At 59.5% G+C, this 13,309-nt stretch carries 13 protein-coding genes; 6 read left to right on the top strand and 7 right to left on the bottom strand.

What is annotated here, in order from left to right; genetic code table 11:
• The 4 genes from ACK4TM_RS14570 to ACK4TM_RS14555 all read left to right on the top strand — a co-directional run.
• Nucleotides 1-1,312 (top strand): glutamine synthetase family protein (locus ACK4TM_RS14570; protein ID WP_409702530.1); only part of this gene is annotated, 1,312 nt, incomplete at its 5' end.
• A gap of 67 nt (nt 1,313-1,379) precedes the next feature.
• Nucleotides 1,380-2,063: a type 1 glutamine amidotransferase gene (locus ACK4TM_RS14565; protein WP_409702528.1), complete on the top strand. Its 684-nt coding sequence runs from the start codon at nt 1,380-1,382 to the stop codon at nt 2,061-2,063.
• A complete protein-coding gene (locus tag ACK4TM_RS14560) occupies nt 2,060-3,412 on the top strand; it encodes a glutamine synthetase family protein (RefSeq protein ID WP_409702526.1) in 1,353 nt (450 codons plus the stop codon). The genes ACK4TM_RS14565 and ACK4TM_RS14560 overlap by 4 nt, the downstream gene beginning before the upstream one ends.
• Nucleotides 3,409-4,713, top strand: a complete 1,305-nt coding sequence (locus ACK4TM_RS14555) for an NAD(P)/FAD-dependent oxidoreductase (protein ID WP_409702524.1) — start codon at nt 3,409-3,411, stop codon at nt 4,711-4,713. The genes ACK4TM_RS14560 and ACK4TM_RS14555 overlap by 4 nt, the downstream gene beginning before the upstream one ends.
• A 3-nt stretch (nt 4,714-4,716) precedes the next feature.
• On the opposite strand, the gene phaR is transcribed toward ACK4TM_RS14555, so the two are convergent.
• The 3 genes from phaR to ACK4TM_RS14540 form a co-directional block, all read right to left on the bottom strand.
• Nucleotides 4,717-5,253 (bottom strand): polyhydroxyalkanoate synthesis repressor PhaR, encoded by a 537-nt coding sequence (gene phaR / locus ACK4TM_RS14550; protein ID WP_409702522.1) that lies wholly within the window; start codon nt 5,251-5,253, stop codon nt 4,717-4,719.
• Nucleotides 5,254-5,400: 147 nt separating this feature from the next.
• Entirely contained in the window at nt 5,401-5,847 is a 447-nt protein-coding gene (locus ACK4TM_RS14545; protein WP_409702520.1) for a phasin family protein, read from the bottom strand.
• Between the two features lie 142 nt (nt 5,848-5,989).
• Nucleotides 5,990-7,789: a PHA/PHB synthase family protein gene (locus ACK4TM_RS14540; protein ID WP_409702518.1), complete on the bottom strand. Its 1,800-nt coding sequence runs from the start codon at nt 7,787-7,789 to the stop codon at nt 5,990-5,992.
• Between the two features lie 61 nt (nt 7,790-7,850).
• On the opposite strand from ACK4TM_RS14540, the gene phaZ reads away from it, so the two are divergent.
• Nucleotides 7,851-9,119 carry a polyhydroxyalkanoate depolymerase gene (gene phaZ / locus ACK4TM_RS14535; protein ID WP_409702517.1) on the top strand — a complete coding sequence of 423 codons (1,269 nt, stop codon included), beginning with the start codon at nt 7,851-7,853 and terminating at the stop codon, nt 9,117-9,119.
• Between the two features lie 14 nt (nt 9,120-9,133).
• Here the strand turns inward: phaZ and ACK4TM_RS14530 are convergent, their stop codons facing one another.
• The 4 genes from ACK4TM_RS14530 to ACK4TM_RS14515 form a co-directional block, all read right to left on the bottom strand.
• Entirely contained in the window at nt 9,134-9,844 is a 711-nt protein-coding gene (locus ACK4TM_RS14530) for an alpha/beta fold hydrolase (RefSeq protein WP_409702515.1), read from the bottom strand.
• A 96-nt stretch (nt 9,845-9,940) separates the two neighbouring features.
• Nucleotides 9,941-10,690 (bottom strand): alpha/beta fold hydrolase, encoded by a 750-nt coding sequence (locus ACK4TM_RS14525; protein ID WP_409702513.1) that lies wholly within the window; start codon nt 10,688-10,690, stop codon nt 9,941-9,943.
• Entirely contained in the window at nt 10,683-11,957 is a 1,275-nt protein-coding gene (locus tag ACK4TM_RS14520) for an MFS transporter (RefSeq protein ID WP_409702511.1), read from the bottom strand. Before ACK4TM_RS14520 ends, ACK4TM_RS14525 begins: the two co-directional genes overlap by 8 nt.
• Before the next feature lie 42 nt (nt 11,958-11,999).
• Nucleotides 12,000-12,254, bottom strand: a complete 255-nt coding sequence (locus ACK4TM_RS14515) for a hypothetical protein (RefSeq protein WP_409702509.1) — start codon at nt 12,252-12,254, stop codon at nt 12,000-12,002.
• A gap of 203 nt (nt 12,255-12,457) precedes the next feature.
• On the opposite strand from ACK4TM_RS14515, the gene ACK4TM_RS14510 reads away from it, so the two are divergent.
• Nucleotides 12,458-13,309: TGS domain-containing protein (locus ACK4TM_RS14510; RefSeq protein ID WP_409702507.1), on the top strand; the 852-nt coding region annotated here is incomplete at its 3' end.

The raw sequence follows: 13,309 nt of genomic DNA, 5'->3' as shown, positions 1-13,309 counted from the left end.
TCCCGAAGTACGCAATGTGCGTTGTGGTGCCGCTGACCTGAACGGTCAGGCACGGGGCAAGCGTGTGCCACGCAAATTCGCCGCAAAGCTGGAAGAAGAAGGCACAAGGTTCCCGTTTTCGATCCTTAACCTCGACATCTGGGGCGAAGACGTCGAAGACAGCCCGCTGGTGTTCGAGGCAGGCGATCCCGACGGTGTGCTGATGCCCACGGAACGTGGCTATGTCCCAATGCCCTGGCTGAACAGCCCCTCCGCCCTGCTGCCGATGTGGATGTTTCACGAAGACGGCACACCCTTTGCCGGTGACCCGCGACAAGCGCTGGCGCGTGTGGTGGAACGCTACAAGGCACGCGGGCTGACGCCTGTCGTCGCGACAGAAATGGAATTCTATCTGGTCGATGACAGCGGCGACGGTATCCGCCAGCCACGATCCCCAAGGTCCGGCAAACGCCGCCCCGGTGCGGAAATCCTGTCTTTGCGCGCACTTGATGCCTTCGATATGTTCTTCAACGATCTGTACGATGCCTGCGACGCGATGAATATCCCCGCAGAGGCCGCAATATCAGAGGTCGGGATGGGCCAGTTCGAGATCAACCTCGAACATGTCCCCGATGCGCTGAAAGCGGCGGATGATGCCTGGCTGTTCAAGATGCTGGTGCGCGGTCTGGCGCGCAACCACGGCATGGCGGCCAGCTTCATGGCCAAACCCTACGAGGAATATGCCGGCTCCGGTCTGCATACGCATTTTTCAGTGGTCGATGCCGAAGGCAACAATCTGATGGCAAATGACACCTTTGAGGGCACCCGCCTGCTGCATAACGCGATTGCCGGTTGCCTCAAAGGGATCCCTGACCTTGCGCTGATCTTTGCGCCACATGGCAATTCCTATCAACGGCTGGTCCCCGAAAGCCACGCGCCGACCGGCGTCTGCTGGGCCTATGACAACCGCACCGCATCGGTCCGGGTGCCGGGGGGCAGTTTCAAGGCGCGCCGCGTCGAACACCGCGTCGCGGGGGGCGATGTGAACCCCTATCTGTTCCTCGCCGCTGTGCTGGGGTCAGCCCTGATCGGGATCGAGGATGATCTGACACCCCCAAGCCCGATTTCCGGCAATGCCTATGATCAGGATCTGGCCCAGATCCCGGACACTTGGGCCGCGGCCATTGACGCCTTTGAACACAGTCCGCTGGCGCGGCGTATCTTTGACCCAACGCTGGTAGAAAATCTGGTGATGACCAAGCGGCAGGAATTGCATTATTTCGCCGAATTGTCCGAAGAAGAGCAGCTGGAACTTTATCTCGATACTGTCTGAGCCTGCCGCTTGCAGCGGTTGGGTTCGCAGGTTAGTTTGGCCTTGAAACCCAACACATGGTGAAATTATGAAAATCGGCATCCTGCAAACAGGGCACGCGCCGGACGAATTGCGCCCGACCACGGGCGATTTTGCGGATCTGTTCCAACGGCTGTTGGGCGGCAATGGCTTTAACTTTGTCGTCTATAACGTCGTCGATATGGAATTCCCGCAGGCGGTCAGCGATTGTGACGGCTGGCTGATCACCGGGTCCAAACATGGTGCCTACGAAGACCACGCTTTCATCCCGCCACTGGAAACCTTGATCCGCGAGATTTATGCCGCCGATCTGCCACTGGTCGGCATCTGTTTCGGCCATCAGATCATCGCGCAGGCCTTGGGTGGCAAGGTCGCAAAATTCGATGGCGGCTGGGCCGTCGGACGGCAGCAATACAAGATCAATGGCACAGATTACGCCTTGAATGCCTGGCATCAGGATCAGGTGATCACGCGCCCTGATGATGCGACCGTCGTGGGCAGCAATGATTTCTGCACGAATGCCGCGCTGGTCTATGGCAACCGGATTTTCACAGTCCAGCCGCATCCTGAATTCGACACGCCTGTCATTGACGGCCTGCTGAAATATCGCGGCCCCGGCAACGTGCCTGACGCACAATTGGCGCAGGTCCGCGACGATCTGGATAAACCGGTGGATAGCCCCCGGTTGGCCGCACAGATCGCGCAGTTTTTCAAAGAAAGAACATTGGCATGAGCTGGACCACAAAAATCCCTGCCGCGGCCTCTGCCTATCTGGAAGCAAACCGCTTGGACGAGGTCGAATGCGTCATCGCCGACCTGCCCGGCATCGCGCGCGGCAAGGCCGTGCCTGCGGGCAAGTGGGAAAAGCAGGGCCATTTCCACCTGCCCAATTCGATCTTTTTCCAGACCATCACCGGCGAATGGGGTGAGGCATCAGGGCCGGACGGTTTCCTTGAACCCGACATGATCCTGAAACCCGATCTATCCACCGCAACCGCCGCGCCTTGGGCCGCTGATGGCACGTTGCAGGTGATCCACGACGCCTTTGACCAAAAGGGCAATCCGGTCCCGTTCTCACCCCGCAACGTGCTGCGCCGGGTCGTGGACCTGTACAAGGCCGAAGGCTGGACCCCCGTCGTTGCGCCCGAGATGGAATTTTATCTGGTTGGCCGCAACATTGACCCCGCCAAAGCGATTGAACCGATGATGGGCCGCACCGGACGCCCAGCCGCCGGGCGGCAGGCCTATTCGATGTCGGCGGTCGATGATTACGGCCCGGTGATCGACGACATCTACGAATTCGCCGAGATTCAGGGGTTTGAAATCGACGGCATCGCGCAAGAAGGCGGTGCCGGTCAGCTGGAAATCAACCTGCGCCATGGCAACCCGATCAAGCTGGCGGATGAGGTATTCTTTTTCAAACGCCTGATCCGCGAGGCTGCCCTGCGCCACAATTGTTTCGCCACCTTCATGGCCAAACCGATTGAAGGTGAACCGGGTTCCGCGATGCATGTCCATCATTCCGTGCTGGATGCGAAAGGCCGCAATATATTCACCGGCCCCGGTGGCGGCGAAACCGATGCCTTTTTCCACTTTATCGGTGGCTTGCAGGAACATATGCCGAGCGCCATCGCCGTGATCGCGCCCTATGTGAACAGCTACCGCCGGTATGTGCCGGATTCTGCAGCCCCGGTGAACCTTGAATGGGGCCGCGATAACCGCACCACTGGCATCCGCATCCCGATCTCTGACCCTGGCGCACGCCGGATCGAAAACCGGCTACCGGGGATGGATTGCAACCCGTACCTGTGCATCGCGGCATCGCTGGCCTGCGGCTATCTGGGGCTGAAGAATGAAATTCGCCCCGACAAACGTTGGGTCGGCGAAGCCTACGAGTCCGATTCTGAAATTGCGGGGTCGCTGTCTGACGCCCTCGATCTGTTTGATGAGGCCAAGGAACTGCGTGATGTGCTGGGCGAAGATTTCGCGCGGGTCTATTCCATCGTCAAACGGCTTGAATACAAGGAATTCCTGCAAGTCATCAGCCCATGGGAACGTGAACATTTGCTGTTAAACGTATGAACCCGCTTTATCGCAACGACCGTCCGGGCGAAATGCCGCAAAGCTGGTACGCTGCCAGCAGCGACATTCCCCCCCTGCGCCCGTCCCTGACAAGCGATATCACGGCAGATGTCTGCGTCATCGGCGCGGGCTATACCGGGCTGTCTGCCGCCTGGCATCTGGCGCAAAAGGGCCTCGATGTCGTCGTTCTCGACGCGCATCGCGCGGGGTTCGGTGCATCAGGGCGCAATGGCGGGCAGGTCGGTAGCGGCTACAACGCCAGCCAGCCCAGCTTGGCGCGTAAACTGGGCAAGGATCAGGCGGCAGCTTTGTGGGCCTTGGCCGAAGAAGCCAAGGCCGATATCCGCAAAACCTGCGCCAACCACATCCCCCAGGCGCGCTATCGCCCCGGTGTCGCGCATGGCTTTTATTCCGCCGGCGAGGCCCGCGACTATGCTGCCGATGCCGATTATCTGGCGCAGCACTACGGCTATGACCAGATCGAGAAACTCAGCCCTGACGCGATGCGCGATCTGGTGAAATCGCCGCTTTATCAGGGCGGCCTGCTTGATATGGGCGCAGGCCATATCCATCCCTTGCGCTATGCGCTGGGGCTGGCGCGGCTGGCAGAATCGGCAGGTGCGCGGCTTTATGACCTGTCGGAGGTCACGGGCGTCACCATGGGTGATCCTGCCAAAATCCACACTGCATCCGGCAAGGTGACGGCGCGCCATGTGATCATGGCAGGCAACGGCTATCTGCCCAACATTAATCACGCGGTCGCAGCAAAGGTGATGCCGATCAACAGTTTCATCTGCGCCACCGAACCCCTGGGCGCCCGCGCATCCGATGTTCTCGCCCGCGATATCGCGGTCGCCGACAGCAAATTCGTCGTCAATTACTATCGCCTGTCCGAGGACAATCGGTTCCTTTTTGGCGGGCGCGAAAGCTATTCCATCGGCTATCCCAAGGATATCAGCACGGCGCTGATCCAGCGGATGACCCATCTGTTCCCTCAGCTCAAAGGGGTCAGGATCGATTACGTCTGGGGCGGCACCTTAGGCATTACCATGACGCGGCTGCCTGCGGTGCAGCGGATGGCGCCCAACGTCATCTCGGCTGCGGGGTTTTCCGGCCACGGTGTCGCCCTGTCCGGGCTGGCGGGCAAGATCATGGCCGAAGCTATCGCCGGTCAGGCCGGCCGTTTCGACACGCTGACAGGGCTGAAGGTGCCGAACTTCCCAGGCGGTCCGGCGTTGCGCGCACCATTGCTGACGCTGGCGATGACATGGTACGCCCTGCGCGACCGGCTGGGCGTCTGACGCCTATTTGTTCATCTTCGATAATTTGTCCTGCAACGCGGCCAGCTGCAACTTGATCTCGTTCAGTTCATCTTCCTCTTTCGCCGGACCGGATCCGGCCCCGACGATCCCGCCTGTCATCGCCTTGAAGAACGCGGCCTGCTGCGCGCGCATCGCATCAAAACCCGGCATCGCGGTCATCGGATTGGCCTTGGTCATGTTTTCCATCGCCTTGGACTGCCCGTCGCGCAGCATTTCGAAACTGGCTTTCAGAAATTGCGGCACCACCGATGCGGCCTGCGTGGTGTAACTGCGCACCAGATCGGTCAGCACATCAACCGGCAACACGCTTTCGCCCCGGCTTTCGTGTTCTGCGATAATCTGCAACAGATATTGCCGCGTCAGATCATCGCCTGATTTCAGATCGACAATCTGGACCTCGCGCCCCTCGCGGATGAACAGCGCGATATCTTCCAGCGTCACATAATCGCTGGTTTCAGTATTATACAGACGGCGGCTTGCATACCGCTTGATCAGCAATGGTTTGTTGGTGTCAGCCAAGACGCGCCCTCCGGGAAATGTTGCAATGCGGCAAGCCTAGGCCGCGTCCGTAGAAAAGAAAAGCAATACCTCATGCGAAAACGGCCCGCATGATGCGGGCCGTTCAAGAAACAATCTACTGATAAAATTCTAATTATGTCACTCAGCTTACTTTGCAGCCGAGGCTTTCTTCGCGGCAGACGTCACATCATCCGTGGCTTTTTTCGCAGCGGCGGTCATGTCCTCGGACATGTCCTTGCCAGCGGCCAGAACCATTTCCATGGTCTGGGTCTGCACTTTTTTCGCGATTTCGGCGAAAGCGGCCATATGCTCGGCGGCGGATTCCGATGTCGCGGTTGCGAAATCGGTCATCGCCTTTGCATAATCAGCAGGCTCTGTCTTCGCAGTGGTCATCGCCTGCATCTTGGACAATGTGTCCTGTGCCCATTTCGCCGACAATTCGGTCGATTTGGTCGCTGCGTCGATGGCAACGGCGGACATTTTTTCTGCCAAAGCAGTCTGGTTCTTGAAGCTGTCTTCCATCGACTTGGTGTCGACTGGGAACGAACCCATCATGTCTTTGAAGACGGCGGTGAAATCTTGGGTCTTAGCCATTGGAGCAATCCTTTGTGTTTGCGGATCAACATCCGCTGTTTTCGTCTGACACCAATATGAATGCTGCACTGCAGCATTTCAAGTCTTTTTCTGCAGTGCAGCATGAATTTTTTGTAAATACCAAAAAGTGCTTTCAAACGGGTTACTTAGCGGCAACATAAGTTCCGGGTGCTGGTGCAAGGACGGGGTGATCCGCATCGCCAGGCGTGCGCGCAGGCACCGATTTACCGGATTTAGGCGTCAGCCACGCATCCCAGCGCGGCCACCATGACCCTTCATGCTTTTGCGCAGATTCGCGCCAGTCATCCGCCGACAGCTCTGTTTCAGCGTTTGTAAAATGCCCGTACTTCTTTTTGCTGGGCGGATTGATGATCCCGGCGATATGGCCGGATTCCGACAGGATGAAGGTCTTGTCCTTTGACGCCATCTTTTGGATGCCCACATAGCTGCTTTTCCAAGCGGCGATATGATCCGTTTCGCAGGCCACGGCACACAGCGGGACGGTCACATCTTTCAGCCGCACGGTTGTCCCGCAAATCTCGAACCCGTCGCCATTGGCAAAGCGGTCGTCCTGACACAGGCCGCGCAAATATTCGACGGCCATTTTCGCAGGCAGATTGGTACCATCGCCATTCCAGTATAGCAGGTCGAACGCCGGCGGTGCCTTGCCCATCATATAGCTTTTGATCCCCGGTCCATAGATCAGATCATTGGATCGCAGGTAAGAGAACGTCCGCGACATGAAAAATGAATCGAGGATGCCATTGGTTGCCACTTCCGCCTCGATCCCGTCGATGAAATCATTGTTCAGAAATACACCCACCTCGCCCCTGTCAGAAAAATCCGTCAGCGTGGTAAAGAAAGTGGCAGAATTGACAGAACTATCCTTGCGCTGTTTCATCAACGCCAGCGTCAGCGACAGGGTCGTGCCTGCGATGCAATATCCCACCGCATTGATCTTTTTGACACCGCAGATCTTTTTGACCTCTGCAATGGCGGTCAGATAGCCGTCTTCGACGTAATCCGACATCGACGTGCCGGCATAGGACGGGTCCGGGTTCACCCATGACACGACGAAAACCGTGTAACCTTGATCGACGGCCCACTTGATCAGGCTGTTTTGCGGCTTGAGGTCCAGAATATAGAATTTGTTGATCCACGGCGGAAAGATCAGCAGCGGGATCTCATGCACCTCGTCCGTGCTGGGCGCGTATTGGATCAGTTCGAACAGATGGTTGCGGAACACGACAGATCCGGGTGTGGTGGCAAGGTTCTCGCCCAGCCTGAACGCCTTTTTATCCGCGAGGGTGACGACCAGATCACCGCCATTTGCCTCTAGATCGGCAATCATGTTCTCCAGCCCCGCGACAAGGCTTTCGCCTTCGGTTTCCGCCGCCAGCGCAAGCGCCTCGGGGTTGGTAGGCAGGAAATTCGTCGGGCTGATCATATCGACCATCTGCTGGCTGAAATAGCGCAGGCGCTTTTTTTCATCCTCGTCCAGCGTATCGACATCTTCGACCGCCTGCTGCACGGCGGCAGCATTGATCAGGTACTGCTGCTTGATGAAATTGAAATAGGGGTTTGTATCCCATAATTCATGCGAAAACCGCCTGTCCTTGGGGGTGTCATCGCTGGGTGGGGTCAGCTTGCCCTGCGCCAGCAGATGCTGCGCCTCGACGTAATGCTTGACCGACTTGCCCCAGAATTCCAGCTGATGTTCGATCAGCTTGGCAGGGTTCTGTATCATCTCGTTCATATAGGCGCTGGCCGCCTTGACATAAAGTTCCTGACTGGGCCCCTGCAGTGCCGGTGGCACTTTGCGGGCCTGCCCCATCACTTTCAACAAACGCTGTGTCAGTTCCTCGACCCGGGCAAGGTTTGCTTCCAGTTTTGCAACACCTGCCCCGTTTTCTTCGGGGCTCCCCAATTCGTTTGTTGTCATGTTCCCTCACCTATGCCTATGCTGCACGTGCAGCATTATGCGCAACCCATCGGAGTGTTTTATGAAGTATATGATGACCTATGACATGATGGAAAGCACCCGTAACACACATCAGTGGCTTGGCGCCACAGCGCGCGCCTTTGCATCCTATCCTATGATGTCATGGGCCGCAAATCCGGCGATGGACTGGCTCAAGGCCTGGGGCGAGGTGACGGAACGCACCTTTGCACGCATGGTCGTCAAACCCGACTGGAACCTGCCACCGATTTCCGACGACAAGGGCCGCGACCATCCGATCGTCATCGAACGCGTGCTCAAACGCCCCTTCGGCGATCTGCTGCATTTCACCACACCAGGCCGCAAGGCCAGCAAGCGCCGCGTGCTTCTGGTCGCCCCGATGTCGGGCCATTATGCGACCCTGCTGCGCAAGACCGTGGTCAGCCTGCTGCCCGATGCCGATGTCTATATCACCGATTGGCACAACGCCCGCGACATCCCGGTCAGCGCAGGCAAATTCGACGTTGATGACTACACCTTGTATCTGGTCGATTTCATGCGCGAACTCGGCCCCGACACGCATGTGATTGCGGTCTGCCAGCCGGTGCCTCTGGCGCTGGCCGCCACGGCCTATCTGGCGGCAGAAGACCCCAAGGCGCAGCCGCGGTCCCTGACCCTGATCGGCGGGCCGGTCGATCCCGACGCCAACCCGACAGAGGTCACGGATTTCGGGCGCTCTGTCACGATGGGGCAGTTGGAGCAGACGATGATCCAGCGTGTCGGCTTCAAATACAAGGGCGTGGGCCGACAGGTCTATCCCGGCCTGTTGCAGTTGTCGTCCTTCATCTCGATGAACCTCGAAACGCACAGCAATGCCTTTCAGGACCAGATCGTCAAAATCGCCAATGGCGAAGCATCCGAACACGACAAACATAACCTGTTCTATGACGAATATCTGGCCGTGATGGATATGACCGCCGAATTCTATCTGTCTACGGTAGAACGGATCTTCAAGGACCGCGATATCGCGCGCAATTGCTTTACCGTGAATGGCAAGCCAGTCGATATGGGCAAGATCACCACCGTCGCCGTCAAGATCGTGGAAGGCGAAAAGGACGATATCTCTGCACCCGGCCAGTGCCTTGCAGCACTTGATCTGCTGACCGGGCTGCCCGACAGCAAGAAGTTCGCGCATCTGGAACCCGGTGCCGGGCATTACGGGATTTTCGCGGGCGGCAGCTGGCGCAACAACATCCGGCCTTTGGTGCTGGAATTCATCGACGCCAATTCCGGCAACGCAGCCAAACCCGCCAATAAAAACGCAGCCGCCTGAACCTGCCCGCTGGTTCACGGCTGCGGCATGGCCATCCAGCGGCGCAGCGCATCTGTCACCTGATCAGGCGCTTCAAGCGTCGGCAGATAGCCCGCATCCTCGATGATCTCCAGCCTGGCATAGGGGATCATTTCGGCGATGAATTCCTGCCGTTTCACCGGATATTGCCCGTCATGCCTGCCGCCGATCACGACAGCGGGCTGCCTGATCTTGCCCAGAGTCGCCTGCTGGTCCTTTCGTCGCTGCATCGCGCGCGATTGGCTGACATAGACCGCCGGCCCCAGCACTTGCCCCATCTGCGTCAGGTGCCGCGCAAGCGCGACACGGTCTGTCGTCGGGGCCATCCAGCTTGATTTGATCTCGGCCTCCAGCACCTCTTGCCAGCGTGCACCGCTTTTGGCAGCGACAATCTGCGGTTCGCGCGCGGCGGCGGCATCGGGCGTTTCGGATTGCGCGCTGGTCGCGATCAGCGCGATCCGCGTAACACGGTCGGGCGCGCGGCGGATCATCTCCATCGCGACGATGCCACCCATACCCATCCCTGCCAGCGCGAATTTGCCCGGTGCCCATGTCAGGATCTGGGACGCGATTTCTTCCATCCGCTCACCTTTGGTGGTTGGCGCGAACATCACCGCATGGTCATTCGCCATGGCAAGGATCTGTGGCCCGAACACACCCGCGTCACACAGCATGGGGGGTATGAAGACCAGCGTTTCACTTGGCATTGATAAAAAGACCTGACTGCTAGGATGCCGTTTGCGGCAGCGTCTCCTTTTCGCCCTTCACTCCCGCCACTACAAGGGCCATGGGCAAAGCTCTGCCTAACCCCGCCGAAGACGGCTTTCGACATCCGCAATGCTGGCGGCAATCAGATCAAGGCAGGTGTCATCCGAAAACCTGTGATCCGCCCCAGCGACCAACGTCAGCCGCATATCCGGCCCCTGCGCATGATCCAGCAGGCGCAGCGCCACGGACATATCGACATCGCGGTCCTCCGTGCCCTGCAGAAACCGCACCGGGAACGGCAGGTGCAACGGGTCGCGCAACACCAGATGCCCGCGCCCATCCTCGATCAACCGGCGCGTGATGATGTAGGGATCGCCATAGTCCGACGGCAGGGCGATCTGGCCTTCGGTCATCAACGCCTCACGCTGCGCCTCTGTCGCATTGGACCACATACTGTCTTCGGTGAAATCGGGGGCGGCAGCGATGGTCACCAGCCCGGCCACCCGCTCCGGCATCGCGCGTGCGATCAGCAGCGATATCCACCCGCCCATGCTGGACCCGACCAGAATGACCGGGCCCGCGATCAGACTAATGGCCGCCTTGGCGTCCTCATACCAGTCACCGATCGCGCCGTCGGTAAATTCGCCACCGCTTTCGCCATGACCGGAATAATCGAACCGCAGGAATGCCGTGCGGCGTTTGCGCGCCCAAGCTTCGAGGAATACCGCCTTGGTTCCGCCCATATCCGACTTGAACCCGCCAAGGAACACCACCGCAGGCCCGGTCCCGTCGCTCAGATGATAGGCGATCCTGCGCCCTTGCGGGGTCATGAAGTCTTTAGTCATTTTGCACCTTTTCCAGCCCGGTGGCGAATACGGCGGCAGCAAAACACATCCCCCCAAAGAGGCCAAGCACCAAGGGCACGCTGATCGCCGCGATTGCCGCAAAGACAGCCCCGCCCCCGATCAGCACCAGCCCGACGATTGTATTGGACAACGCGGTATAGGCCGTCCGCTGATCCGCATCCACCATATCCACCAACTGGGTATTGCGCCCCTGCCGCACACCGTGATGCGCGATCATCAGCCCGAACAGGGCCAACGGCAACACAAGAGGGGCCGCCGTCCACCCCGCCAGATGCAGCGCTACGGTGGTGACCATCACCCCGCCCCCGCCGCAGCCTGCAAGGATCAGCACCAGCCGGGATGATTTGTCTGACAACCGCCCCCAGACGAATGACGACAAAAGCGACGCCAGCGCCGAGGCCAGCACCAACGCTCCCAACGCGCCCAACCCGCTGGCGCTGTCCAACAGCACCAGATAGGGCGGCGCGAGTGCGGTGCCCACCAGCAACGACCGGGTCAGGATGAACCGCCGCAATTGCGGCTCGTCGCGCAGCAGCCCGAATGACGCACGCTTCAGATCGGTGTCCTTGCCCGCTGACGGGGTCTCGTCCAGCCGGAAAAAGATCGCGCCCGCCGTCAGCCAGCACACCGCCGCCAGAAAGATCGCCGCAATCACGATGACATAGCGGTCCCCAACCCCTGACATCAGCACCATCGCGAACAGGATCACCCCGACAGCGCCCGCCGAACTGGCCAATCCCATTGCCGTGCCGCGCCGCGCATTGCCGACAGTCTTGCCCAGCACGTCCTTGTAACTCGCCGAACAGACCGACCGCGCGACCGCCAACAGCGCGAGCAACGCAATGATAAGCCCGCCCGCGACGGCCCCCTCCTGCGTGAGCCCGACAAGCGCGATCCCGGCCGCCGATGCCCCCTGCAGCAGCGCGCCACCGGCCCAGAAATATTTGCGCCGCGCGGTGCGCGAAATCACCGGCGTCACCAATAGCTGCGGCAGCAAGGCCCCCGCCTCGCGTACCGGCACCAGCAGCCCGACCCAGAATGCCCCTGCGCCCAGATGCGACAACAGCCAGCTCAGCACCAGCTTCGGGTCGATCAGACCATCGGCCAATTTGCTTGCCCCCAGCGACCAGATATGGCGCAGAAAATTGCCCGGCTCCACCCTTTGCGCGGCATCCGGCAGTTCAGGGTCAGGGTCGGTCTTGCGTGTCAGGCTGTCGAAAATCTTCTGGGTGGTGGTGCTGGACAATGGCTGGCTCCCGCCGGACCGGCGGGTCAGGCGTCAAGGTGGCTATGAATGTATCTCACCCACCGACATAGACCGGTTTACGTGGACGGAAAAAGATTTTCTGACTATGCAACCGGCCCAGCAACGACTCGCGCGCTGATCCTCCACGATCACGCCGATCTTTTCGACATGGACGGGGTTATCCATTTCCAACGCCAGCCGCATCCGCGACAATTCCCGCCCCCGCGCGCGCAGCGCCTCTTCGATCAACGCGATATCGGCAATGCTCAGATCAAACATGCGGTTGTAGCTGGGCATGGGGCGTCCTCTCACCGAGGTTTCGTATCGGAAACTAAGGTCGGTTTCACCCTGCGACAGGTCGCAGCCAACGTATATCTGGGCATACAACCCCCGCAGAAGGCGCAATCCGCTTGACGATGTGGCCCGGTGGCGGCATCAACCGCCACACATAACCCGCAACCGGGCGTTCCGTGGGCGCCAAACCGACGAGGAGCTTGCCGATGGCACAGATTTCCCTGACCTTTCCCGATGGCAACAGCCGCCAATATGACGCCGGCGTCACCGCCGCCGATGTCGCCAGCGACATTTCCACATCCCTGCGCAAAAAGGCGATTTCCGCCACCGTCAACGGCGCGCATTGGGACCTGCAATGGCCGATTGAGACCGACGCGCAGATCGCCATCAACACGATGAAGGACGAAGGCCCCGCGCTGGAACTCGTCCGCCACGACCTCGCCCATATCATGGCCCGCGCGGTGCAGGAAACTTGGCCAGACACACAGGTGACAATCGGCCCCGTGATCAAGGATGGCTGGTACTACGATTTCGACCGCAAGGATCCCTTCACGCCCGAAGACCTCGGGTTGATCGAGAGAAAGATGAAGGAAATCATCAACAAACGCGATGATGTCCGCACCGAAATCTGGGACCGCGCCCGCGCCGTGCAATATTACACCGACCGGGGCGAACCCTATAAGGTCGAACTGATCGAGGCGATCCCCGGCAACGAACCCCTGCGCATGTATTGGCACGGCAACTGGCAGGACCTCTGCCGTGGCCCGCATCTGCAGAACACCGGCCAAGTGCCTGCCGACGCCTTCAAACTGATGTCCATCGCCGGGGCCTATTGGCGCGGCGACAGCAGCCGCGCGATGCTGCAACGCATCTACGGCGCCGCCTTCACCAACAAGGAAGGCCTCAAGGAACACCTGCACCGTCTGGAAGAGGCCGCCAAACGCGACCACCGCAAACTGGGCCGCGAAATGAACCTGTTCCACATGCAGGAAGAGGCCCCCGGTCAGGTCTTCTGGCACCCCAACGGCTGGACGATCTATACCGAATTGCAGGATTAC

This window comes from Yoonia sp., from assembly GCF_046292185.1.
GTDB lineage: Bacteria > Pseudomonadota > Alphaproteobacteria > Rhodobacterales > Rhodobacteraceae > Yoonia.
The sequence above is the reverse complement of the archived record's forward strand: the minus strand, read 5'-3'. Positions and strand labels throughout refer to the sequence as shown.

Excerpts from the sequence above, each read along its gene's own strand:
- ACK4TM_RS14565 (WP_409702528.1), top strand. The coding sequence starts at position 1,380 with ATGAAAATCGGCATCCTGCAAACAGGGCACGCGCCGGACGAATTGCGC.
- ACK4TM_RS14560 (WP_409702526.1), top strand. The coding sequence starts at position 2,060 with ATGAGCTGGACCACAAAAATCCCTGCCGCGGCCTCTGCCTATCTGGAA.
- ACK4TM_RS14555 (WP_409702524.1), top strand. The coding sequence starts at position 3,409 with ATGAACCCGCTTTATCGCAACGACCGTCCGGGCGAAATGCCGCAAAGC.
- ACK4TM_RS14545 (WP_409702520.1), bottom strand. The coding sequence starts at position 5,847 with ATGGCTAAGACCCAAGATTTCACCGCCGTCTTCAAAGACATGATGGGT.
- ACK4TM_RS14540 (WP_409702518.1), bottom strand. The coding sequence starts at position 7,789 with ATGACAACAAACGAATTGGGGAGCCCCGAAGAAAACGGGGCAGGTGTT.
- phaZ (WP_409702517.1), top strand. The coding sequence starts at position 7,851 with ATGAAGTATATGATGACCTATGACATGATGGAAAGCACCCGTAACACA.
- ACK4TM_RS14530 (WP_409702515.1), bottom strand. The coding sequence starts at position 9,844 with ATGCCAAGTGAAACGCTGGTCTTCATACCCCCCATGCTGTGTGACGCG.
- ACK4TM_RS14525 (WP_409702513.1), bottom strand. The coding sequence starts at position 10,690 with ATGACTAAAGACTTCATGACCCCGCAAGGGCGCAGGATCGCCTATCAT.
- ACK4TM_RS14515 (WP_409702509.1), bottom strand. The coding sequence starts at position 12,254 with ATGCCCAGCTACAACCGCATGTTTGATCTGAGCATTGCCGATATCGCG.